Raw genomic sequence first — 22,411 nt, forward strand, 5'->3', positions numbered from 1 at the left:
GGCTCGCCCGGACTGCCCCGGCGTGTGCGGGTCCCTCCGCAAGAGCCCGGCCACCTGGCCCGACTTTCCAAAAGATTCCGAGATTCCAAAGATGCCGAGCGTCAAAGTCCGCGAAAACGAACCCTTCGAGTTTGCCCTGCGCCGCTTCAAGCGCACCTGCGAGAAGGCCGGCGTGCTGGCCGAGACCCGCAAGCGCGAGTTCTACGAGAAGCCGACCCAGGAGCGCAAGCGCAAGGCTGCGGCTGCCGTGAAGCGTCAGGCGCGCCGCGCCGGTCGCGACGTCACCAAGCGCCAGCGCCTGTACTGAGCGCGGTTTCGTGGCAGCAGAAGCCGGCACGCGCAAGCGTCGCCGGCTTTTCGCGTTTCTGCGGCGGCCGATCCCGGCGCCCCTGATTCACCCGATTCACCCGATCCATCTGGAGCCAGCATGAGCCTCAAGCAGCAACTCACCGACGACATGAAGACCGCGATGAAGGCCGGCGAGAAGGATCGCCTGGGCGTGATCCGCCTGGTCCTGGCCGCGATCAAGCAGAAGGAAGTCGACGAGCGCATCGAGATGACCGATCCGCTGGTGCTGGCCGTGCTGGAGAAGATGGTCAAGCAGCGCAAGGATTCGATCAGCCAGTACGAGGCCGCCGCGCGCGAGGATCTGGCCGCGATCGAGCGCTACGAGCTGGGCATCATCGATGCCTACCTGCCGGTGAAGTTGGACGAAGCCGCGATCCTGGCCGAGATCGACAAGGCCATCGCGGCGACCGGCGCGGCCTCCGGTGCCGACATCGGGAAGCTGATGGGCGTGCTCAAGCCCGCCTTGGCCGGACAGGCCGACATGGGCCTGGTCAGCAAGCTGGTGAAGCAGAAGTTGAGCTGAGCCATGGCCGCGCATCCGCTGCTGTCGATCCGCCCCGCCACCACCGATGACGTGCCGCTGATCCGGCAGTTGATCGCCGAACTGGCCGAGTACGAACGACTGGCGGATGCCGCGGTGGCGACCGATGACGGCCTGCGCGCGCAACTGTTCGGTGCGCAGCCGGCCGCCGAAGTCCTGATCGGCGAAGTCGATGGCGAGGCCGCCGGCTTCGCCCTGTTCTTCCACAATTTCAGCACCTTCCTCGGCAAGCGCGGGCTGTACCTCGAGGATCTGTTCGTGCGCCCGGCGTTCCGCGGCTCCGGCCTCGGCAGGCACCTGATGGCATCGCTGGCGCGGATCGCCGTGCGGCGCGATTGCGGCCGCTTCGAATGGAGCGTGCTGGACTGGAATTTGCCGGCGATCCGCTTCTATCGCACGCTCGGTGCGGTCGGCATGGACGAATGGACCGTGCAGCGGCTCGAAGGCGATGCCCTGCACGCGCTGGCATCGCACGACGCGCTCTGACAGCGCGCGTGGCAAGCTAATCCGATGGCCCGCATCCCCGACGCGTTCATCGATGACCTGCTCGCGCGGACGGACATCGTCGAGGTCATCGGCGCCCGCGTCCCGCTGAAGAGGCAGGGCAAGGAATACGCGGCACGCTGCCCGTTCCACGACGAGCGCTCGGCCAGCTTCACGGTCTCGCAGACCAAGCAGTTCTATCACTGCTTCGGTTGCGGCGCGCACGGCACCGCGATCAGTTTCATGATGAATTTCGACCGCCTCGAATTCCTCGATGCGGTCGATGAACTCGCCAAGCGCGTGGGCATGGAAATCCCGCGTGACACCCAGCAGCGCAACGCCAATCCGGAAACCCGCGACCTCTACGGCGCGATGGAAGCCGCCTCCACGTTCTTCCGCAGCCAGCTCGCCAACAGCGAGAAAGCACGCGCGTATGTCGAGCGGCGCGGCATCGCGGCGGAGATCGTCGAGCGCTACGCAATCGGCTACGCGCCCGATGGGTTCTCCGCATTGCGCGACGCGCTCGGCACCGATCCGGGGCGCATGCAGCTGATGGAGCGCGGCGGGCTGTTCTCGAAGAACGACCGCGGCAACGTCTACGACAAGTTCCGCGACCGCCTGATGTTCCCGATCCATGATCGCCGCGGCCGCACCATCGCGTTCGGTGGCCGCGTCATCGATCCGGAGGATTCGCCGAAGTACCTCAACTCGCCGGAAACCGCGCTGTTCCACAAGGGCCGCGAGTTGTACGGCCTGTGGCAGGCGAAGCAGGCGAACGCCAAGCTCGAGCGGCTGATCGTGGTCGAGGGCTACATGGACGTGGTCGCGCTGGCGCAGTACGGCGTCTCGCAGGCGGTCGCCACGCTCGGCACCGCGACCACGCCGGACCATGCCGAACTGCTGTTCCGCAACGCACCCGACGTCTATTTCTGTTTCGATGGCGACCGCGCCGGCCGCAGCGCCGCGTGGAAGGCGCTGGAGTCGGTGCTGCCGCGGATGAAGGATGGCCGACAGGCGTTCTTCCTGTTCCTGCCCGATGGCGAGGACCCGGATTCGATCGTGCGCAAGGAAGGCGTGGCAGGTTTCGATGCGCGCCTGCGCGACGCCACGCCGCTGTCCGAGTTCTTCTATGCGTCGCTGTCGAGCGACGTGAACCTGTCCAGCCTGGACGGCAAGGCGCGACTGGCCGAACGCTGCAAACCCTTGCTCGCGCAGATTCCCGACGGCGCTTTCGGCGACCTGATGCAGCAGCGCCTGACCGAACTCACCGGGGTCGGCACGCGTGCCAGCACGCCGCAGACGCATGTGCCCGTGAAGCGTGCGACTCACTCGTCGCGCGGCACGCCTGCGCAGAAGCCCAGCCTGGTGCGCGGAGCGATCACCCACCTGCTGCATCGCCCCGCGTTGGCGCTGGACCTGCAGCCGCCGTACCGCTTCGCCGCCTTGCGGCAACCCGGCATCGAACTGTTGTCGGAACTGGTGCTGCTGGTGCGCGAGCGTCCGGAGATCAGCACCGGTGCCTTGCTCGAACACTTCGAGGGCCGTGAGGAAGTCGGTGCGCTGCAGAAGCTGGCCACGCTGGAACTGCCCGGCGAAGCGGCCAACCTGCGCGACGAATTCATCGATGCCATCGCCCAACTCGACATCCAGGTCCTGCAACAACGCATCGAGGAACTGCAGCAGCAACAGCGCGACGGCGGCCTGGACGCTGACGGCAAACAGGAAATGCGCGAGTTGCTGCAGGCACAACGCCGCTAGTCGAACCTCACCCGTCGTATGCGAAAACGGGAATGACGAGCAAAACCCCATGACCTTCGGCGCAGGCAACGCAACCCCAGCGCGCTAAGCTCGGCCTTCCATCTGGCTTGGGGAAGCCGCCATGTCCCGTTTCGACATCAGTGCCCGCACCGTCCTGTTCGCCGCGCTGATCGCGGCCCTGCCCGCGCTCGCGCAGTCCGCCGAAGTCAAGCGCGAAGTCGTCGGCAACCGCACCAGCGAGAACATCCCGGCGATTCCGGCCGAACTGCTGGAGCAACTCAATCGCTACCAGAACACGCGCGGCGCGGGGCTGGCGGGCTGGACCAAGGACGGCTGCCTGCTGATCAGCACCCGCTTCGCCGAAACCGCGCAGGCGCATCGCGTCTGCCAGCCACTGGGCATGCGCGAGCAGCTGACCTTCTATCCGGAACCGGTCGGCGGCATCACGCCTGCGCCCGCGAACGCGTGGCGCGACGGCTTCGTGTTCGCCAAGGACAAGGGCGGCGACGAGTTCAGCCAGTTGTACTGGTTCGACGGCCCGACCCGCAGCGTGCACTTGTTGACCGACGGCAAGCGCAGCCAGAACGGCGGCACCACGCTGAATCGCGACGGCAAGCTGATGGCCTACAGCAGCACCGCGCGCAACGGCACCGATCGCGACGTGTGGCTACGCAATACGCAGAGCGGCGAAACGAAGTTGCTCGTCGATGCCGGTGGCAATTGGACGCCACTGGATTTCTCGCCCGATGGCTCGCGCCTGCTGGTCATGAAATATGTGTCCGCCGCGGAGTCGTATCCGGGCGTGGTCGATGTCGCGACAGGCAGGCTGGAACTGTTCCCGGTCGATGGCGGCAAGGCCAGCTTCGGCGGCTTCGCCTTCGCGCCGGATGGCAAGGCGGTGTACTTCATCTCCAACGAACCGCTGCAGGGCAAGCCGCAGGAATTCAAGACCCTGCGCTACCACGACCCGGTATCGGGCAGGTTCGAGGTTCTCAGCGCGCGTATCCCGTGGGATGTCGGCGGCGTCACCCTCGCCGATGACGGCAAGCACCTCGCCTTCGTCAGCAACGAGGACGGCATCAGCAAACTGCGCGTGCTCTCGCTGCCCGGCCACAAGGAAATCCGTCTGCCCGAACTGCCGATCGGCGTGATCGGCGGGCTGTCGTTTTCGCCGGATGGCAAGCGCCTGGCGCTGACCTTGAACAGCGCGACTTCGGCCAGCGACGTGCACGTGATCGACCTGGCGGCGGCCACGCTCACGCGCTGGACGCAGAGCGAAGTCGGCGGGCTGGATGCCTCGACCTTCATCGCGCCCACGCTGGTGCGCTATCCCACCTTCGACAAGGTGGATGGCGTCCAGCGCACGATCCCGGCGTTCTACTACAAGCCCGCGAAACCGTCCAAGACCGGCAAGTATCCGGTCGTGATCAACATCCACGGCGGCCCGGAAGGCCAGTCCTTGCCGACCTTCAGTTCCAACGCGCAGTACCTGGCAAACGAGCTGGGCGTGGCGATGCTGGTGCCGAACGTGCGCGGCTCCACCGGCTACGGGAAGACCTGGCTGTCGCTGGACAACGCGGAGAAGCGCGAGGATTCGGTCAAGGACATTGGTGCCCTGCTCGACTGGATCGCGAAGCAGCCGGAACTGGATGCGTCGCGCGTCGGCGTGATCGGCGGCAGCTACGGCGGCTACATGGTGCTGTCGTCGCTGATGCACTACAGCGATCGCATCCGCGCCGGCGTGGACGTGGTCGGCATCTCCCACTTCGGCACGTTCCTGAAGAACACCGAGAGCTACCGCCGCGACCTGCGCCGCGCCGAATACGGCGACGAACGCGATCCGGCGATGAACGCGGTGTTCGAACGCATCTCGCCGCTCAACAATGCGCACAAGATCAAGTCGCCGCTGTTCGTCGCGCAGGGCCGCAACGATCCGCGCGTGCCGTGGACCGAGGCCGAGCAGATCGTCAAGGCGGTGCGTGGCAACGGCCAACCGGTCTGGTATCTGCTCTACGCCGACGAGGGCCATGGTTTCGCGAAGAAGGCGAACAGCGACTGGTTCGGCGCAGCGACGATCCTGTTCTGGCAACAGCATTTGCTGAACGACTGACGCTCGCGCGGTGCGTCGGCCATGGCGGGAATTCGCTACGCGACTCGAAATGTCGCTGCGCGAACACCCGCCACGGCCGACGCGTTATCGGCCGGCTCCTTCGCGCGACAGCAGTTCGCGCTTGCGCTCCACGCCCCAGCGATAGCCCGACAACGCGCCATCGCTGCGCACCACTCGGTGGCAGGGGATCGCCACCGCCAGCGTATTCGCCGCGCAGGCACCGGCGACCGCGCGCACCGACTTCGGTGAACCGATGCGTTGCGCGATCTGCGCGTAGCTGGCGGTTTCGCCTGGCGGGATCTGCCGCAGCGCCTGCCACACGCGCTGCTGGAAGGCGGTGCCGCGTACGTCCAGCGGCAGGTCGATGCCGATATTCGGCTGTTCGATCATGCCGACGACCTGCGCGACCAGTTGCTCGAACGACGCATCGCCGCCGATCAGTTCCGCACGCGGGAAACGATCCTGCAATTCGCGAAGTAGTGCATCGGCATCGTCGCCCAGCGAAATCGCGCAGACGCCGCGCTGGCTGCGCGCGACCAGGATCGCGCCCAGCGAGGTTTCGCCGATGGCGAATTCGATCCGTGCATCAAGACCGCCCGCGCGATATTGCGTCGGCTTCATCCCCAGCATCGCGTCCGCATGTTCGTAGAAGCGACTGTTCGCATTGAAGCCGGCATCGAAGATCGCGTCGGTCACGCTGGCTTTGCCAAGCGCGAGCGATGCGCGCACCGCATTCGCGCGATGCGCATCGGCATACGCTTTCGGGGTGAGTCCGGTCGCCGCCTTGAACACACGATGGAAGTGGAACGGGCTCAGGCCGGCCTGTTGTGCCAAGCCGTCCAGCGACGGCGGCTGGTCCGCGGCCTCGATGCGGCGACAGGCTTGCGCTACCAGATCGGCATGCTTGTTCGGTGTCGACGGAAGCTGCGGTTTGGTCATGACGTGCATGGCGGCTTTTACCTGGCAATCGTGCCCGATGGCGTGCCGCCACTCTAGGGCGCAGGCCGCGGCCGGACACTCCGGTTCTTGCGATCCGCGCCGATCCGCTCACCGCACCTTGCGGAAAGTCAGGTTCAGGCGTTGCTCGCCTATCACTTCATGGCGGCCCGGCTTGATCGGCAACACGCCGTGGAAGCGCATGCGGTCATCGCCACCCCAGACCACCACATCGCCATGCTGCAATGGCACGCGCACGGTCTTGTCTCCACGCTCGAAACCGCCGAACAGGAAAGTCGCCGGCAGCCCCAGCGAGACCGACACGATCGGCGCGACGCGGTCGTCCTCGTCGCGGTCCTGGTGCAGCGACAGGCGCGTGCCGGGTTTATAGCGATTGATCAGGCAGGCATCCGGCACATAGCCGTCGAAGCCGGCGGCGCGCGCGGCATCGGCGGCGAGCTGCAGGAACGCGGGCGACAAAGCAGGCCATGGCGTGCCGGTTTGCGGATCGACGCGGTCGTAGCGATAGCCGCGCCGGTCGCTGCACCAGCCGTAAGTCCCGCAATTCGTCATCGCCACCTGCATCACGTGGCCACCGGGCGTGACCAGGTGGCGGAACGGCGCGGCGGCTTCGATTGCGGCAACATCGGCCAACAGGGCATCGACGGCATCCAGTGCGAAGCCATGCAGCACGCAGGCCTGCGTGCCGAGTTGGATGCGGGTGTCGCGGTGTTGCGCAGCGAACAAATCGCTCATCAGCCAGCCATCAGGCCGTCGGCACGAATTCCACCGCGGGCCCCGGCTGCAGGAACGGCAGCAGCCAGTGGTCGAGCAGCAGGAAGGCGAACAGCGCCATCAGGTACACGATCGAATACTTGAACGCGCGCATCGCGAAGAATTCGTCCGGCGGGTCGAGCAATTTCCACGCGTACCAGAGGAACACCGCGCCCAGCACCAGCGCGCCGCCGAGGTAGAACACGCCGCTCATGTGCGTGGCCCAGGGCAGGATCGTCGCGACCACCAGCAGCACGGTGTACAGCAGGATCTGCCAACGCGTGTATTCCACGCCGTGCGTCACCGGCAGCATCGGCACCAGCGCGCGCGCATAGTCCTCGCGGCGGAAGATCGCCAGCGCCCAGAAATGCGGCGGCGTCCACACGAAGATGATCAGCACCAGCAGCAGCGCGTATTCCCAGTCGCGCGCGCCCTGCATGCCGGTGACCGCGGCCCAGCCCAGCAGCGGCGGCGCGGCACCGGCGATGCCGCCGATCACGATGTTCTGCGGCGTGGCGCGCTTGAGGAAGCCGGTGTAGACGAAGGCGTAGCCGATCAGCGACGCGAACGTGAGCAAGGCGGTGATCGCGTTGACCAGCAGCAACAGGATCGCCATCGACGCGACGCCCAGCGCGATCGCGAATCCCAGCACCTGCGCTGGACGCAACGAGCCGGTCGCCAAAGGGCGATCGGCGGTGCGTGCCATCACCTTGTCGATGCGTTGATCGAGCAGGTGGTTGATTGCCGCCGCACTGGCCGCGGCCAGCCAGATGCCGACGCTGCCGGCGCACAGGCGCGCCCACGGCCAGACATCGCCGGGCTGGATCGCCAGCAGCATGCCGATGATCGCGGTGAACACGATCAACGCGACCACCCGCGGCTTGGTCAATGCCCAATATTGCGATGCCGGCGATGGCGCGGTCTTGCTCATGCGGCCGGGGCACGCACCCGCGCCAGCAGGGTCACCAGCACGAACAGCAGGGCCACGGCACCGGCGTTGTGGGCCGTTGCCAGATGCAAGGGCAGCGACATCACCACGTTGGCGATGCCCAGCCCGACCTGCACGAAGACCAGCACGCCCAGCAGGCTGCCCCAGCCACGCAGGCCCGGGTTGCGCAGCAGACGGATCGCCAGCATCAGCAGGTGCCCGGCGACCAGCAGTGCCATGATCCGATGCGCCAGCTGGATCGCGATGCGCGCCTGGTTGTCGAGCACGCCGCCTTCGTAGTCCACCCCGATCCCGCGCCACAGCACGAAGCCCTCGCGGAAGTCGTGCGGCGGCCACCACTGGCCCGCGCATTTCGGGAAATCGGTGCCGCAGGCCAGCGCCGCATAGTTCGCACTGGTCCAGCCGCCCAATGCGATCTGCACGCCGAGCAAGGCCAGGCCGACGATCAGCAGGCGGCGCAGCTTGGCGGCATCGGCGATCCGGATCGGGATGTCTGTCGCGCGCCATGCCATCCACGCCAGCAGCGAGAACGTCAGCAAGCCGCCAAGCAGATGCGCCATCACCACGACCGGTTTCAACAACCACGTCACCGTCCACATGCCGAGCATGGCCTGGAAGATGATCACTGCCAAAGTCAGTACCGCCGTGCGCGCGAGATCGACGTTGCTCCAGCGCAACGCCGCCCACAGCAGCGCAGCCTCGGCGATGGCGACCAGCACCGACGACGCCACGTGCTGGCCCTGCATGTACAACGGGATCGCGATGGCGACCAACGCCGCGGCACCGATTATCTGCGCCAGGCCGAAACGACGGCGGCGCGCGGCCAGCAACGCAAGCGCGAACACCAGCAAGCCCAGGCCCGCGGCGATGTGGCGATGGAACTGCTCGCGCCAGGCCTTGCTCGGCTCGACCGGACGGATCCCGGTGGCGATGTGGTCGACGACCTGCTCGGCATGCGTCGGCCACGCGGCCTTGCCGTAGCAGGTCGGCCAGTCCGGGCAGCTCAGGCCCGCATTGGACAGGCGCACGAACGCACCGAACACGATGACGCACAAGGCCAGCGCCACCGCCAACCAGGCGATGCGGTGGAAATGTCTGTACAGAGCCGGCTTGTACAAGGCGGGCTTGTCCGGGGCATTGCGTTGGGGCGAGGTGCTGGGATTCATCGGGATCAGTTGATCTTCAACAGACGGGCGAGATCGGTGCGCAGATCACCGGGGTCGAAGCCGGGAGCGTAGCGCAACACCACGAAGCCGTTCGGATCGACCAGCCAGGCGGCGTCGCCGCCGGCAGTATCTTCCCAACGCACCAGGCCGGCACGCAGGCCATCATCCGCGCGCACCAGGCGGACTTCTTCCGGCACCGTGGCACCGGGCGGCATCGCGCCCGCCCACAGCACATGCACGCGGTCGGCATCCTTGGTCATCAAGCGCCAGACCTTGTCGAAGTCGGCTAGCAGGCGCGTGCATTCGGCCGCGCGGGTGGTGTCGCAATCGCGCGGCATCGCCACGATCCGCCATATCCGCGGCTCGTCCTTCCAGCCGTAGGCGCTGCCGTCGGCCAGCGTCGGCGTGTAACCGCGCAAGTCGCCGTAGGGCTGCAGCATCTCGCCCTTGTTCTTGGTACCGTCCGGCCGCCAGCCGGAGAAACGCAGCAAGCCGGCCACCAGCATGCCGCCGAAGAACAGCACGAACAGCGCCACCAGCATGTTGCGGTTGCGGCGGCGGACCGCCAGCTGTTCCGGGGTCAACAGCGTCATCGTTTTTTCCTCAAGGTGAGCACCAGCGCGACCACCAGCACGGTGATCGCCAGGCCGAACCACTGCACCGCGTAACCGAGATGGCGATCGGGTGTCAGCGTGTTGGCCAGGATGTCGAGGTCGCGCTCGCCGGGCGCGAGCATCACTCCGGCATCGTCCGTCTTGCGCTCCGGGTCAAGCCGCAACACGCGCGGTGCCAATCCGGTCGCGAGCTTCAATGCATCGGCGATGGCCGGCAAATCCAGTCGTGCGGCCAGCCAGCGCGCATCCCCATTCGCCGCCATCGCGTCACCGGTGGCGATGCCCGGCGACGGCGGGGGTGCCAGCAAGCCGCGCACCTTCTGCGCATCACCCGCGGGGCAACCGAACACCGGCAACGTGCGCCTGCCGTCCAGCGGCCACCAGCCGGCATCGACCAGCACCGGCTGCACGCCGTCGTCGGGGAACAGCACGCAATACATGCGCACGCCGCTGCGCCCGCCGCGCATCTGGTTGTCCAGCCAGACGGTGGCGTTGGCGATCCGCCCCGTGCCGGCCGCACGGCCGTAGGCAGTGCGGCGGCCGGGATCGGAGGCCAGCAGCAGCGGTTGCGGTTCGGCCTGCGCAAGCGCGGTGGCGGCTGCGGCCAGCATCGCTTCCTTTTCGTGCATCCGACCCAGCTGCCAGCGGCCGGCGACGGCGAACGCGACCATCGCCACCACTGCGAGCAGCCAGCCAACCAGGAGATTTTTCGCGCGCGGACTCATCGCACGTGCAACTGCGATAATGCGCGGAGCATGCGGACGGTCCGCATCGCGGAGACAAGCATGAGCGATTCGCTGAAGACCCTGCTCATCGTTGGCGTGTTGATCCTCATCCTGTGGAACCTCGGCGCCGGCCTGTATTACATGCTGGTGGACAAGGGGCAGACCAAGCGCACCGTCAATTCGTTGACCAAGCGCATCGGCCTGAGCGTGGCCCTGATCCTGTTCGTGGTGGTGGCGATCAAGATGGGCTGGATCACCCCGCACGGAGTCGGTTCAAACCCGAACTAACGAACCGAACCAAAGACGCCTGTTTCGAAGACACAAAGGCCGGCATCGCCGGCCTTTCGTTTGCTTGACTCGTTGCTGGCGCATCGGGCGCTGCTGCCGCTAGGAGCGCGCTGCACCGAAAACCGGAATGGACATGGAGTCCATGAGGATTTGCGGGACAGCGCAGCGACGACGCAGCGGCAAGCTCCGGTGCGTCAAAGCACGTAGACGAACAGGAACAAGCCCAGCCACACCACGTCGACGAAGTGCCAGTACCAGGCCACCGCTTCGAACGCGAAGTGGTTGTCCTTGCTGAAGTGGCCTTTCGCGCAGCGCAGCCACATGATCGCCAGCATCAGCGTACCCAGGGTCACGTGCGCGCCATGGAAGCCGGTGAGCATGAAGAAGGTGGAGCCGTAGATGCCCGAGCCCATGGTCAGGTTGAGCTCGTGGTAGGCGTGGATGTATTCCTCCGCCTGGTAGTACAGGAACACGCAGCCCAGCAGCACGGTCAGCCCCAGGAACAGCAGCAGGATGCCGCGCTTGCCTTCCTTGAGGGCGTGGTGGGCGATGGTGATGGTCACGCCCGATGTCAGCAGGATCAGGGTGTTGAGCAGCGGCAAACCCCACGCCGGGATGGTCTGGTAGGTCCCGCCGATCGCGCCCGGGCCATTGCTCGGCCAACCACCGCTGAAGCCCGCCCAGAGGATGCTGTGGGTCGCCGCACCATCGCCCTCGCCGTTGAGCCACGGCAACGCGAACTGGCGCGCGTAGAACAGCGCACCGAAGAACGCGGCGAAGAACATCACTTCGGAAAAGATGAACCAGACCATGCCCATGCGGAAGCTGGTGTCGACCTGCTTGTTGTAGTGCCCGGCCAGCGATTCGCGGATCACGTCGCCGAACCACTTGAACAGGATCGCAAGCAGGCCGGCCAGGCCGACGAAGAACGTCGTCTTGCCCCAACTCACTTCGTTCAGCCAGGTGGCGAAGCCGACCATGGTGATGAACAGCGCGACCGAGGCGAACACCGGCCACTTGCTGCCGTGCGGGACGAAATACACGTCCTGACCGTGGGTGCCGTGGTGGGCGTCGTCGTGATGGAGGTCTGCGTGGGCGTTCGCCATGGCGGTTCCGGTGGTTCGTGAAGTCGTGATGATCAGGGCGCGGCTTTCGCCGCGCCTGCGTGGCCCTGACCTGCGCCGAGCGCGGCGGTCTGGGTATCGTTCTTGAAGAAGGTATAGGACAAGGTGATCGTCTTGACGCCGGCGGGCAAGCCGGGATCGACGATGAAGCGCACCGGCATCTCGCGCGATTCGCCGGCGACCAGCGTCTGCGCGGTGAAGCAGAAGCACTCGGTCTTGCTGAAATAACCGGAGGCCTTGGCCGGCGCCACCGACGGCACCGCGTTGCCGACGATCGCCCGATCCGAGGTATTGCGCGCGGAATACAGCGCCTCGTATTGGCGACCCACCTGCACGCGCATGCTGCGCTGTTCCGGCGCGAACTGCCACGGCAGCTTGGAATTGACGCCGCCATCGAACTGCACCGTCACCCAGCGTTCCTTCGGCGTGACCGCGGTGGCACTGGCCGAAGCAGGGCCCTGTTCCAGGCGCACCCCGAACACCTTCTCGCAGGCGATCCGGTACAGCGGCACCAGCGAGAACGCGAAGCCGAATGCGGCCAGCGACACGCCGGCCAGCTTCAACACGCCAAAGGTTTTAGCGGTGGATTGACTCACCGACCCACCACGCCCGAGAGCAAAAAGCCCAGGTACACCGCGACCACCACCGCACCCAACACCAGCGCCGTCCGGCGCGCACGGCGGCGGCGCTGGTCCTCGGTATTGCTGGCGATGTCGTGGCCGGCGGTCATCGCGTCAGGCTCAGTGGCTGATGTCGCCATGGGCGAGGTCGCCCGGCTTGATCACCGGCGGGACGGTGAAGGTGTGGTGCGGCGCCGGCGACGGCACCGTCCATTCCAGCCCCTTCGCGCCTTCCCAGGAACGCGCCTCGGCCTTTGCACCATGCTTCAGCGAGTGCCAGAGGACGAAGAACATGATGAACGGGGTGGCGAACATGCCGAACGCGCCGATCGAGCTGATCAGGTTCCAGTCCGCGAACACCACGTTGTAGTCCGGGATTCGGCGCGGCATGCCGGCCAGGCCCAGGAAGTGCTGCGGGAAGAACAGCAGGTTGACGAAGACCATCGACCACCAGAAATGGAACTTGGCCATCGGCTCGCTGTACATGCGGCCGGTCCATTTCGGCCACCAGTAGTACACCGCGGCGATGATCGCGAACAGCGCGCCAGTCACCAGCACGTAGTGGAAGTGGGCGACCACGAAGTAGGTGTCGTGGTACTGGAAGTCCGCCGGGACGATGGCCAGCATCAAGCCGGAGAAGCCGCCGATGGTGAACAGGATCACGAACGCCACCGCCCACAGCATCGGCGACTCGAAGCTGATCGAGCCGCGCCACATGGTGGTGACCCAGTTGAACACCTTCACGCCGGTCGGGATCGAGATCAGCATCGTCGCGAACATGAAGTAGATCTCGCCGCCCAGCGGCATGCCCACCGTGAACATGTGGTGCGCCCACACGATGAACGACAGGAACGCGATCGCCGCGGTGGCGTAGACCATCGCCTGGTAGCCGAACAGCGGCTTGCGGCTGAAGGTCGGGATGATCTCGCTGGCGATGCCGAACGCCGGCAGGATCATGATGTAGACCTCGGGATGCCCGAAGAACCAGAAGATGTGCTGGAACATCACCGGGTCGCCGCCGCCGGCCGCATTGAAGAAGCTGGTGGCGAAGAACTTGTCGGTGAGCAGCATGGTCACCGCACCCGCCAGCACCGGCATCACCGCGATCAGCAGGAACGCGGTGATCAGCCAGGTCCAGCAGAAGATCGGCATCTTCAACAGGTCCACGCCCGGGGCGCGCATGTTGAGGATGGTGGCGATGATGTTGATCGCGCCCATGATCGAGCTGATGCCCATCATGTGGATGGCGAAGATCACGAAGGCCACGTTGTTGCCGCCCTGCAGCGACAGCGGCGGGTACAGCGTCCAGCCACCGGCGGGCCCGCCGCCCGGCAGGAACAGCGTCACCAGCAGCAGGCTGAAGGCGAACGGCATGATCCAGAACGACCAGTTGTTCATGCGCGGCAACGCCATGTCCGGCGCGCCGATCTGCAGCGGCACCATCCAGTTCGCCAGGCCCACGAAGGCCGGCATCACCCCGCCGAAGATCATCACCAGCGCGTGCATGGTGGTCATCTGGTTGAAGAACTCGGGGCTGACGTGCTGCAGGCCCGGGGTCGCCAGTTCGGTGCGGATCACCACGCTCATCGCAGCGCCGATGATGAACATGATGAAGCTGAAGATCAGGTACAGGGTCCCGATGTCTTTGTGGTTGGTGGAGAACAGCCAGCGGTCGATGAAACCCTGCTTGTGCTCGTGGTGGTCGGCGTGCGCCATGGCCTGAACCTCAGTGATTCGTTGCGTGGATCAACCGGCGGCCGCGACGGTGGCCGCGGGCTGCTCGGTTTGCGGGGCGGCATCAGCCGCGGCGGGGGCGGCGACATCGTCGGCCATCGGAGCTTCCGGTGCCGCTTCGACCGCCGGCGCGGGTACCGGTTCGGCGGGCGCGCGCTTGGCCTTCTCGGCCGCCAGCCAGGACGCGTACTCGTCCTTGCTCACCGCCCGGACCACGATCGGCATGAAGCCGTGGTCCTTGCCGCACAACTCGGCGCACTGGCCGCGGTAGATGCCCGGCTCCTGGATCTCGGCCCAGGCTTCGTTGACGATGCCCGGGATCGCGTCCTGCTTCCAACCAAGCGCCGGCACCCACCAGGCGTGGATCACGTCGTCGGCGGTCAGCACGAAGCGGATCTTGGTGTTGATCGGCAGCACCAGCTGGTTGTCGACGTCGAGCAGGTAATGCGGATGGTTGGCGGTGCGCGCGTCGACGCCGCTCTGGCGGATCTCGTCGCTCTTGCGGTCCAGGCGGCTGGTGAACTCCACGCCCTCGCCCAGGTAGTCGTACTTCCACATCCACTGGAAACCGGTGACCTTGACCGTCATCGCGGCGTCGCGGGTGTCGTACATGCGCATCAGGCCGCTGGTGGCCGGGAATGCCAGGCCCACCAGGATCAGGATCGGCAGCGCGGTCCACAGGACTTCCAGCTTGGTGCTGTGGGTGAACTCGGTGTCCGCCACCGCGCCCTTGGACTTGCGGAACTTGAACATCGCGATGGCCATCGCGCCGAACACGATCACGCCGATCACCACGCAGATCCACAGCGTGATCATGTGGGCGTCGTAGGCGGCATGCGAGGTCGGAGTGACGCCCCGATCCATGTTGAGCTGCCAGCGATGCGGATCCGCGGACTGTGCATGCGCGAGCAACGGCATCGCCATCGCGACGGCTGCAGCCAGCGCCCATTGCTTGGCCACGCCAATTTTAAATCGACCGGGTGTCATCACATCGAGCCCCACTGCCTGGTTCTGCCTGGATCGGCCCCGCCGCCCGGAGTGTCCGTGCGCCGCGCCGAGGTCTTGGATTCCGTGCCTGCCCCGCTCGCCGCGGACGGCCAAAGGGTCGGGAACAACCGTGAAATGGTACCGGCGAGGCCCTGATGCAGCAACCCGCGCGGATGCCCCGCTGGTCACCGAGGACTACACTACGCACCCTCGATCCACCGCCAGCAGGCGCGATGAGCACTGATCCCACACCCGTTCCCGCGATCGCGCCGATCCTCTCCGCGGAATTGAATCCGGTTGTCGGTGCCCCGCGCGCAGCCATTACCGCCGGCTGGATCCGCGACGAAACCGCCCATGTGCGCGAAATGCTGGCGCTGGCGGCCTTGCCGGAGGCCGATCGGACCGCCGCCCAAGCCACCGCCGCCGATCTGGTTCGCCGGGTTCGCGGCCGCGCTCGCCAGCAGGGAGCCGTCGAAGCCTTCATGCGCCAGTACGACCTGGGCAGCGACGAGGGCGTGCTGCTGATGTGCGTGGCCGAAGCCCTGCTGCGGATCCCCGACCAGGCCACCGCCGACGCGCTGATCCGCGACAAGCTGGGCGACGCCAACTGGAAGCGGCACCTCGGCCAGTCGGATTCGGTGCTGGTGAATGCCTCCACCTGGGGCCTGATGCTGACCGGCAAGCTGGTCGACCTGGCCGACGACACCAAGCGCGACGTCCACGGTGCCTTCCAGCGGCTGGTCGGTCGCGCCGGCGAGCCGGTCATCCGCCTCGCGGTGCGCCAGGCGATGAAGATCATGGGCCACCAGTTCGTGCTCGGGCGCACCATCGACGAAGCGCTGTCGCGCAGCCGCAAGGGCGACAACGCGGCCTACCGCTATTCCTTCGACATGCTCGGCGAAGGCGCGTTGACGACGAAGGACGCGCAGCGCTACCTCGAGGCCTACCGCCAGGCGATCCACGCGATCGGCAGCACCGGCCCGTTCGATGACGTGTTCGCCGCGCCCAGCATCTCGGTCAAGTTGTCCGCGCTGCATCCCCGCTACGAGCACGCCAAGCGCGCGCGGGTGCTGGCCGAACTGGGTGCCGGCCTGCTGGAACTGACCTTGCTGGCCAAGCGCTACGACATCGGCCTGACCATCGACGCCGAGGAAACCGACCGACTGGAACTCTCGCTGGACCTGATCTTCCAGGTGCTGGCCGACGAGTCGCTGCGCGACTGGAACGGCTTCGGCATCGTGGTGCAGGCGTACCAGAAGCGCGCGCCGTACGTGATCGACTACATCGCGCACATGGCCGCGAAGCTCGGTCGACGCATCCCGGTGCGCCTGGTGAAAGGCGCGTACTGGGATGCCGAGGTCAAGCGCGCGCAGGTTGAAGGCCAGGCTGGCTATCCGCTGTTCACCCGCAAGCAGAACACCGATGTGTCGTACCTCGCGAATGCGCGTCGCCTGCTGGATGCCGGGGACGCGATCTATCCGATGTTCGCGACTCACAATGCGCAGACGATCGCCACGGTGCATCGCATGGCGCGCGCGATGCGCAACCGTCGGGATTTCGAATTCCAGAAGCTGCACGGCATGGGCGACGACCTCTACGCCGAAGTGATCCCGGCCGATCGCCTCGACGTGCCCTGCCGCGTGTACGCGCCGGTCGGCTCGCACGAAGACCTGCTGCCGTACCTGGTGCGCCGCCTGCTGGAGAACGGCGCGAATTCCAGCTTCGTCAATCGCATCACCGACGAATCGATCTCCATCGACGAACTGGTCCGCGATCCGGTCGAAGCGGTTTCCAACTTCGATCCGATCCCGCATCCCAAGATCCCGCTGCCGGTCGACTTGTACCGCAGCCAACACCAGCCTCGAGACAACTCCATGGGCCTCAACCTCGCCAACGACGACCAGCTGCGCGAACTCGCCGCGGCCCTCAACACTTCCGGTGCGGGCAGTTGGACGGCTGCGCCGCTGGCACCGGGCGCGAATCCGACGGGCGAGAAAATCGCCGTCACCAATCCGGCCGACCGCCGCGAAGTCGTCGGCCACTGGCAGGCCGCGGACACTGCGACGGTGGAACGCGCGCTGCAGAACGCCGTTGCCGCGCATGCCGGATGGGATGCCACGCCGGCCGGCTCACGCGCCGCGATCCTGGAACACGCCGCCACGCTACTTGAAGCGCGCATGCCCGCCTACATGGCGATGTGCACCAAGGAGGCCGGCAAGACCCTGCCCGACGGCATCGCCGAAGTGCGCGAGGCGGTCGACTTCCTGCGCTATTACGCGCTTCAGGCACGCGAGCATTTCGCGCCGATGCCTTTGCCCGGCCCGACCGGCGAATCCAATCAGTTGCAGCTGGGCGGACGCGGCGTGTTCGTGTGCATTTCGCCGTGGAATTTCCCGCTGGCGATTTTCCTCGGGCAGGTTGCGGCAGCGCTGGCCGCCGGCAATACCGTGATCGCCAAGCCGGCGGAGCAGACCAACCTGGTCGGGTACGCTGCGGTGCAGTTGCTGCATGAAGCCGGCATCCCGCAGGACGTGCTGCAGTACCTGCCCGGTGACGGCGCCACCGTCGGTGCCGCGCTGACCCGCGACCCGCGCGTGGCCGGCGTCTGCTTCACTGGCAGTACTGATACTGCGCGCCTGATCAACCGCGCTCTGGCCGGCCGCGAAAGCGGTGCCATCGCCACCCTGATCGCCGAAACCGGCGGTCAGAACGCGATGATCGCCGACAGCTCCTCGCTGCCGGAACAGGTGGTCAAGGACGTCCTGGGTTCCGCATTTACCTCGGCAGGCCAGCGTTGCTCGGCCGCACGCGTGCTGCTGGTGCAGGACGACATCGCCGACAAGGTGATCCACATGCTCGCGGGCGCGATGGCGGAACTCAGCATCGGCGATCCCGGCCTGCCCTCCACCGATGTCGGCCCGGTGATCGACGAGGACGCCAAGGCCATCCTGGTGGCGCATGCGGCGCGGATGAAATCCGCTGCAACCTTCATCGCCCAAGCCAGGCTCGGCGAAGGCACGCAACACGGCACCTTCTTCGCGCCGGTGGCCTGGGAATTGCCCTCGCTTGCTGCACTGGAGAGCGAGAAATTCGGTCCGGCCCTGCACGTGGTGCGTTGGAAGGCGGATCAACTCGATGCCGTGGTCGATGCGATCAACGCCACCGGCTACGGCCTGACCCTGGGCATCCATTCGCGCATCGACGCCACCATCGATCGCATCGTCTCGCTGGCCAAGGTCGGCAACATCTACGTCAACCGCAACCAGATCGGCGCGGTCGTCGGCGTGCAGCCGTTCGGCGGCCAGGGCCTGTCCGGCACCGGTCCCAAGGCCGGCGGCCCGCACTACCTGCCACGCTTCGCCACCGAGAAGACGGTGACCGTCAACACCACCGCGGCGGGCGGCAATGCATCGCTGCTGACATTGGGGGATTGATCCCGTAGGGGCAGGCCATCGCGTTGCGGAGTTGATTTCGCAGGGGCATGCCCCGGTGCCTGCCCTACCCGACAGGGTCACGGTATCAACCAAGAAAAAGCCCCGCATTCGCGGGGCTTTTCGTATCACGCGATCCGCAAGGATCAGGACATCCGGATCAGAAGCGGTACTGCATCGACACGCCGAACAGATTCGCGTGGCCGTCGTACTCGCCGACCAGGGTCGAGGTGTTGCCGGCCGCGGCATCGACCGGCAGGTTGATCGTCGGCGCATCGATGGTGATGCGCTGGAACGCGGCATCGATCGACATGCTCTCGCTCATGTTCCAGGTCGCACCGATCGAGTAAAGCATGCGATCGTTGTCGGGCAGACGCGGGGTGCGGTGGGTGTCGTTGGTCGGGCTTTGATCCCGGGCCACGCCGCCGCGCAGGGTGAAGGCATCGCTGAGATCGAACTCGGCACCGATCGAGACGAAATTGGTGTCATCCCATTCGAAGGGCTCGCTGCCGACGACGGTGCCATCGTCGCGCTTGATGGTCACGTCCTTCAGCGAGCTCCAACCGGTGCTCTGGTAGTCACCCATCAGGCGGAAGTCGTCGGTGAAGCCGTAGGAGATGCTCAGGGTGGTGACCGACGGGGTCACCAGGCGCGCGCCGCCGTCGCCGTCCTCGAAGCGCGGATCCGCGCCCAGCAGGGCTGGCACGTTCTGGAAGTCCAGGGTGCCCTTCAGATCGTGTTTGATCTCGGAACGATGACTGACGCCGATCGCCAGCTTGTCGTTCGGCGCGATCTGCGCACCGATCACGTAGCCGATCGCGCTGTCGCTGCCGGAGACCTCGAAGGCACCGTCGAGCTGCTGTGGCTTGAACGGATAGGCGGGGTTGAAGCAATTCGCAGGATTGCCCGAGCCGGCGCAGATCGCGGTGCCGAAGTCGATCGCCTTGCTCAGCGTCGCTTCCGCACGCTCGTAGATCACGCCGGCACCGATCGAGACGCCATCTGTCGCCTTGAACGCGACCGACAGGGTCAGGTCGACGGTCTTGAGATCGGAGGTCATGGCGCGATAACGGCCCACCCAGCCCGGCTCGTATTCGGTCTTCAGACCGAACGGCGCGCCGATGCTGGCGCCGATGGTCATGCCTTCCAGCGCGCCCTTCAGCGGGAACACCGCGGCCATGTTCGGCACTACGGTCGGATCGCCCGGATCGCCACCGTTGCCGCCGGTCAGCGGCGCACTCGGATGTGCGGAACCGAGGATGCGGCCGCTGCCGACAAAATCGGCGGTCAGGTCGATCACGGTGATGTCGGACTGGAAGGTGTTCTTGTCCAGGTTGGTCATCGCGGCAGGATTCAGCGAGACGTTCGAAGCGTCCTTGCCGACGATGCTGCCGGCATTCGACTTGCCGAGGTTCTTCACGCTCTGCTCGCGAAGCTGGAAGCCGGTGGCACCGGCCTGGCCGGCGACAAGGGCGCCCAGCACGGCAAGCGCAAGCGCCGAAGCGCGGAAGCGGCGGGTATGGCTCATGGAATCTTCTCCGGTAACTCTGTGCAGTGATGGTTGTTTGGTGCAGGCGGATGCGCATCCGGCATGGGCCTGGCAGGTCAGCGCTGCGTTAACCGGAGTTCCTGCCCAAGGCAGCCCTTCCCGACGTACGACGCCGTATGCAGTTTAGCGGCTAACTTAACTTCCCGCTAACAAACCGCCGGGCCGGCCGTTACAGTGCCGGTCATGTTCGTCGGCATCCAGACTCGCCGCCAACGCCGGCTTTTGTGGGCGACCCCGCTCCTGTTCGCCACGTTGTGGGTGGCCTACATCGTGTCCGCCATGCGTGCGCCGGCCGGGCGCATCGCGACTGCGCTCGACTGGGGCGTGCTGACCGGCGGACTCGACAGCATGGCCGCCTGGCAAGCGGCCATGACCGACGGCAGCGTCTTGCGGCTGGTGTCCGGCCTGTTCCTGCATGCGGACTGGATCCACCTGCTCGGCAACCTGGTGTTCCTGCTGATCTTTGGCCTGCCGGCGGAACGCACCATGGGTGGGCGGCGCTTCCTGCTGCTGTTCCTGCTCGGTGGCGCGGTCGCCAATCTGGCCGCGGTGCTGGCGATTGGCGCGCCAGACCGGGTGGTGATCGGCGCCAGTGGCGCGGTGTCGGCAGTCATCGGGGCCTACCTGGCCCTGTTCCCCGGCGCACGCCTGGGCGTGGTGCTACCGCTTGGCCTCTTCCTGGAATTCGTGCGGGTGCCGGCCTTCCTGCTGATCGGTCTGTGGGTGCTGCTGCAGGTGCTGTTCGCCTACAGCGGTCCGGCTTTCGGCGCAGTCGCCTGGCCGGCGCACATCGCCGGCTTCCTGTTCGGGGTGGTGTTCGCCCTGCTGACCAAGGCGGCGATCGCCCGCCGCCTGCGCCGCAGTCGCGGTTACTGAGGCTTGGTCGCGGGCTTCGCCTTGGGCGCGGCCGGAACCGGTGCCAGCGCCACGCCCGCCATCCTCTTCAATTCCAGCAAGGCGGCATCGATTGGCTTCGGACCGGGCAGGACTTCCCCGGCGTTGTCGCCTTCCAGCGGCGTCTCGCCGGCCAGGTGGCGCGGCAATTCCGCCTCGCTGATCGGCACCGGGCGGCGGTCGCCGCCCTCCGGATGCAGGATCACGTCGGGGACGATGCCCAGCGCCTGGATCGAATGCCCGCTCGGAGTGAAGTAGCGCGCGGTCGTGAGCTTGATCGAATCGCCGTTGTCGAGCGGCAGCAGGGTCTGCACCGAGCCCTTGCCGAAGGTGCGGCTGCCGATCACGCGGGCGCGCTGGTTGTCACGCAACGCGCCCGCCAGCACTTCCGCCGCACTGGCGGAACCGGCATCGACCAGCACGATCACGGGCGCGCCTTTCAGTCGATCGCCGGGCGTCGCATCGAAGCGGCTGTCGCCGATCAGTTCGCGACCCTTGGTGCTGACGATGCCGCCCTTGTCCAGCAGCTCGTCGGCGATCTGCACCGCACCGACCAGGAGGCCGCCGGGGTTGCTGCGCATGTCCAGGACCAGGCCACGCAGCGGCGCGTCCTTCTGCAGCGCGTCCACCGCCTTGTTGAAGTCGCTGGCGGTGGCCGCCTGGAAGCTGCTGATGCGCACGTAGCCGAAGCCCGGCTCCAGCATCCGCGAACGCACGCTGGTGGTGCGGATGGTCTCGCGCACCAGGGTCACGTCGAACGGCTTGGGCGTCCCTTCGCGGACGATCCGTACCACCACCTTGGTGCCGGCCTTGCCGCGCAGCGGTGCGGACGCATCGCCCTCGCCCGCCACCAGCGGCTTGCCGTCGATGGCGATGATGACGTCGCGGCTGCGCAGCCCGGCGCGTTCCGCCGGACCATCGTCGAGCGGGGCGACCACGCGCACGCCGCCCTCGGGCAACTGCTGCAATTCCAGCCCGACGCCGTCGTACGCACCGCTGGTGAGCTCATCGAATTCTTCCGCATCCGCCTTCTTCATGTAGGCGCTGTGCGGATCCAGGTCCAGCAACAGGCCGCGCACCGCGGACTGCATCAGTTCGCGGTCGTCGACCGGGTCCACATAGGCTTGGCGGATCGCGTTGTAGACCATGACGTAGCGGCGGATTTCGTCCAGCGGCACCTTGGCGGCGTCGGTCTTGGCCGCGTCGGGATCATCGCTGGCGAGCGGATCCTGCTCGTCCTGCGGCGGCGCAGCCGCGGGCTCCGTGGCCGGAGGCGATGCCGGGGCCGGCGATTGCGCGAAGGCGGGCGCAGCGGCCAGTCCCAGCAAGACGGCGATGACGATGGAAAGCGGCTTGGCCCGCATGGCTGCTCCGATTGCG

General features: G+C 66.6%; 21 protein-coding genes. 8 read left to right on the plus strand and 13 right to left on the minus strand.

The window, feature by feature from the left end; genetic code table 11:
* The first annotated feature begins 91 nt into the window (after positions 1 to 91).
* The 5 genes from rpsU to H9L16_RS03805 all read left to right on the plus strand — a co-directional run bounded on the left by rpsU (position 92) and on the right by H9L16_RS03805 (position 5,240).
* Positions 92 to 307, plus strand: a complete 216-nt coding sequence (gene rpsU / locus H9L16_RS03785; RefSeq protein WP_139716606.1) for a 30S ribosomal protein S21 — start codon at positions 92 to 94, stop codon at positions 305 to 307.
* Positions 308 to 427: 120 nt separating this feature from the next.
* The gene (locus H9L16_RS03790; protein WP_187553254.1) at positions 428 to 871 is read left to right on the plus strand and encodes a GatB/YqeY domain-containing protein; all 444 of its coding nucleotides are present in this window, start codon (positions 428 to 430) and stop codon (positions 869 to 871) included.
* Between the two features lie 3 nt (positions 872 to 874).
* Entirely contained in the window at positions 875 to 1,375 is a 501-nt protein-coding gene (locus H9L16_RS03795; RefSeq protein ID WP_187553255.1) for a GNAT family N-acetyltransferase, read from the plus strand.
* Between the two features lie 24 nt (positions 1,376 to 1,399).
* Entirely contained in the window at positions 1,400 to 3,130 is a 1,731-nt protein-coding gene (gene dnaG, locus H9L16_RS03800) for a DNA primase (RefSeq protein WP_187553256.1), read from the plus strand.
* A 121-nt stretch (positions 3,131 to 3,251) separates the two neighbouring features.
* Complete coding sequence (locus tag H9L16_RS03805) at positions 3,252 to 5,240, plus strand: S9 family peptidase (RefSeq protein WP_187553257.1); 1,989 nt, start codon at positions 3,252 to 3,254, stop codon at positions 5,238 to 5,240.
* Positions 5,241 to 5,324: 84 nt separating this feature from the next.
* On the opposite strand, the gene ada is transcribed toward H9L16_RS03805, so the two are convergent.
* The 6 genes from ada to H9L16_RS03835 all read right to left on the minus strand — a co-directional run bounded on the left by ada (position 5,325) and on the right by H9L16_RS03835 (position 10,404).
* On the minus strand, positions 5,325 to 6,179 hold the full coding sequence (gene ada, locus H9L16_RS03810; protein WP_229796534.1) for a bifunctional DNA-binding transcriptional regulator/O6-methylguanine-DNA methyltransferase Ada: 855 nt from the start codon (positions 6,177 to 6,179) through the stop codon (positions 5,325 to 5,327).
* Positions 6,180 to 6,287: 108 nt separating this feature from the next.
* Positions 6,288 to 6,932, minus strand: coding sequence for a DNA oxidative demethylase AlkB (alkB, locus tag H9L16_RS03815; RefSeq protein WP_187553259.1), 645 nt, complete (start codon positions 6,930 to 6,932; stop codon positions 6,288 to 6,290).
* Between the two features lie 10 nt (positions 6,933 to 6,942).
* Positions 6,943 to 7,881, minus strand: coding sequence for a heme o synthase (gene cyoE / locus H9L16_RS03820; RefSeq protein WP_187553260.1), 939 nt, complete (start codon positions 7,879 to 7,881; stop codon positions 6,943 to 6,945).
* Complete coding sequence (locus H9L16_RS03825; protein ID WP_187553261.1) at positions 7,878 to 9,065, minus strand: COX15/CtaA family protein; 1,188 nt, start codon at positions 9,063 to 9,065, stop codon at positions 7,878 to 7,880. The genes cyoE and H9L16_RS03825 overlap by 4 nt, the downstream gene beginning before the upstream one ends.
* Before the next feature lie 5 nt (positions 9,066 to 9,070).
* Positions 9,071 to 9,658, minus strand: coding sequence for a thioredoxin domain-containing protein (locus H9L16_RS03830; RefSeq protein ID WP_187553262.1), 588 nt, complete (start codon positions 9,656 to 9,658; stop codon positions 9,071 to 9,073).
* Entirely contained in the window at positions 9,655 to 10,404 is a 750-nt protein-coding gene (locus H9L16_RS03835) for an SURF1 family protein (RefSeq protein ID WP_187553263.1), read from the minus strand. Before H9L16_RS03835 ends, H9L16_RS03830 begins: the two co-directional genes overlap by 4 nt.
* Before the next feature lie 60 nt (positions 10,405 to 10,464).
* On the opposite strand from H9L16_RS03835, the gene H9L16_RS03840 reads away from it, so the two are divergent.
* Positions 10,465 to 10,692, plus strand: coding sequence for a twin transmembrane helix small protein (locus H9L16_RS03840; RefSeq protein ID WP_187553264.1), 228 nt, complete (start codon positions 10,465 to 10,467; stop codon positions 10,690 to 10,692).
* A 194-nt stretch (positions 10,693 to 10,886) separates the two neighbouring features.
* Here H9L16_RS03840 and H9L16_RS03845 read toward each other — a convergent pair whose 3' ends face one another.
* The 5 genes from H9L16_RS03845 to coxB are packed head-to-tail and all read right to left on the minus strand — an operon-like array spanning position 10,887 to position 15,157.
* Positions 10,887 to 11,798, minus strand: a complete 912-nt coding sequence (locus tag H9L16_RS03845; protein WP_187553265.1) for a cytochrome c oxidase subunit 3 — start codon at positions 11,796 to 11,798, stop codon at positions 10,887 to 10,889.
* 32 nt (positions 11,799 to 11,830) lie between these two features.
* Positions 11,831 to 12,412, minus strand: coding sequence for a cytochrome c oxidase assembly protein (locus H9L16_RS03850; protein WP_187553266.1), 582 nt, complete (start codon positions 12,410 to 12,412; stop codon positions 11,831 to 11,833).
* Positions 12,409 to 12,576 carry a hypothetical protein gene (locus tag H9L16_RS03855; protein ID WP_187554244.1) on the minus strand — a complete coding sequence of 56 codons (168 nt, stop codon included), beginning with the start codon at positions 12,574 to 12,576 and terminating at the stop codon, positions 12,409 to 12,411. The genes H9L16_RS03850 and H9L16_RS03855 overlap by 4 nt, the downstream gene beginning before the upstream one ends.
* A complete protein-coding gene (gene ctaD / locus H9L16_RS03860) occupies positions 12,557 to 14,152 on the minus strand; it encodes a cytochrome c oxidase subunit I (RefSeq protein ID WP_187553267.1) in 1,596 nt (531 codons plus the stop codon). Before ctaD ends, H9L16_RS03855 begins: the two co-directional genes overlap by 20 nt.
* Positions 14,153 to 14,182: 30 nt before the next feature.
* On the minus strand, positions 14,183 to 15,157 hold the full coding sequence (gene coxB, locus H9L16_RS03865) for a cytochrome c oxidase subunit II (protein ID WP_187554033.1): 975 nt from the start codon (positions 15,155 to 15,157) through the stop codon (positions 14,183 to 14,185).
* A gap of 233 nt (positions 15,158 to 15,390) precedes the next feature.
* Between coxB and putA the strand changes: the two genes are divergently transcribed.
* The gene (gene putA / locus H9L16_RS03870; RefSeq protein ID WP_187553268.1) at positions 15,391 to 18,591 is read left to right on the plus strand and encodes a bifunctional proline dehydrogenase/L-glutamate gamma-semialdehyde dehydrogenase PutA; all 3,201 of its coding nucleotides are present in this window, start codon (positions 15,391 to 15,393) and stop codon (positions 18,589 to 18,591) included.
* 157 nt (positions 18,592 to 18,748) lie between these two features.
* Here the strand turns inward: putA and H9L16_RS03875 are convergent, their stop codons facing one another.
* Positions 18,749 to 20,116 (minus strand): OmpP1/FadL family transporter, encoded by a 1,368-nt coding sequence (locus H9L16_RS03875; protein ID WP_187553269.1) that lies wholly within the window; start codon positions 20,114 to 20,116, stop codon positions 18,749 to 18,751.
* A gap of 204 nt (positions 20,117 to 20,320) precedes the next feature.
* On the opposite strand from H9L16_RS03875, the gene H9L16_RS03880 reads away from it, so the two are divergent.
* Entirely contained in the window at positions 20,321 to 21,013 is a 693-nt protein-coding gene (locus tag H9L16_RS03880) for a rhomboid family intramembrane serine protease (RefSeq protein ID WP_187553270.1), read from the plus strand.
* On the opposite strand, the gene H9L16_RS03885 is transcribed toward H9L16_RS03880, so the two are convergent.
* Entirely contained in the window at positions 21,007 to 22,395 is a 1,389-nt protein-coding gene (locus tag H9L16_RS03885; protein ID WP_187553271.1) for a S41 family peptidase, read from the minus strand. The genes H9L16_RS03880 and H9L16_RS03885 overlap by 7 nt on opposite strands.
* Positions 22,396 to 22,411 lie beyond the last annotated feature (16 nt).

It is taken from the genome of Thermomonas carbonis (assembly GCF_014396975.1).
In the GTDB taxonomy this organism is placed as follows: domain Bacteria; phylum Pseudomonadota; class Gammaproteobacteria; order Xanthomonadales; family Xanthomonadaceae; genus Thermomonas; species Thermomonas carbonis.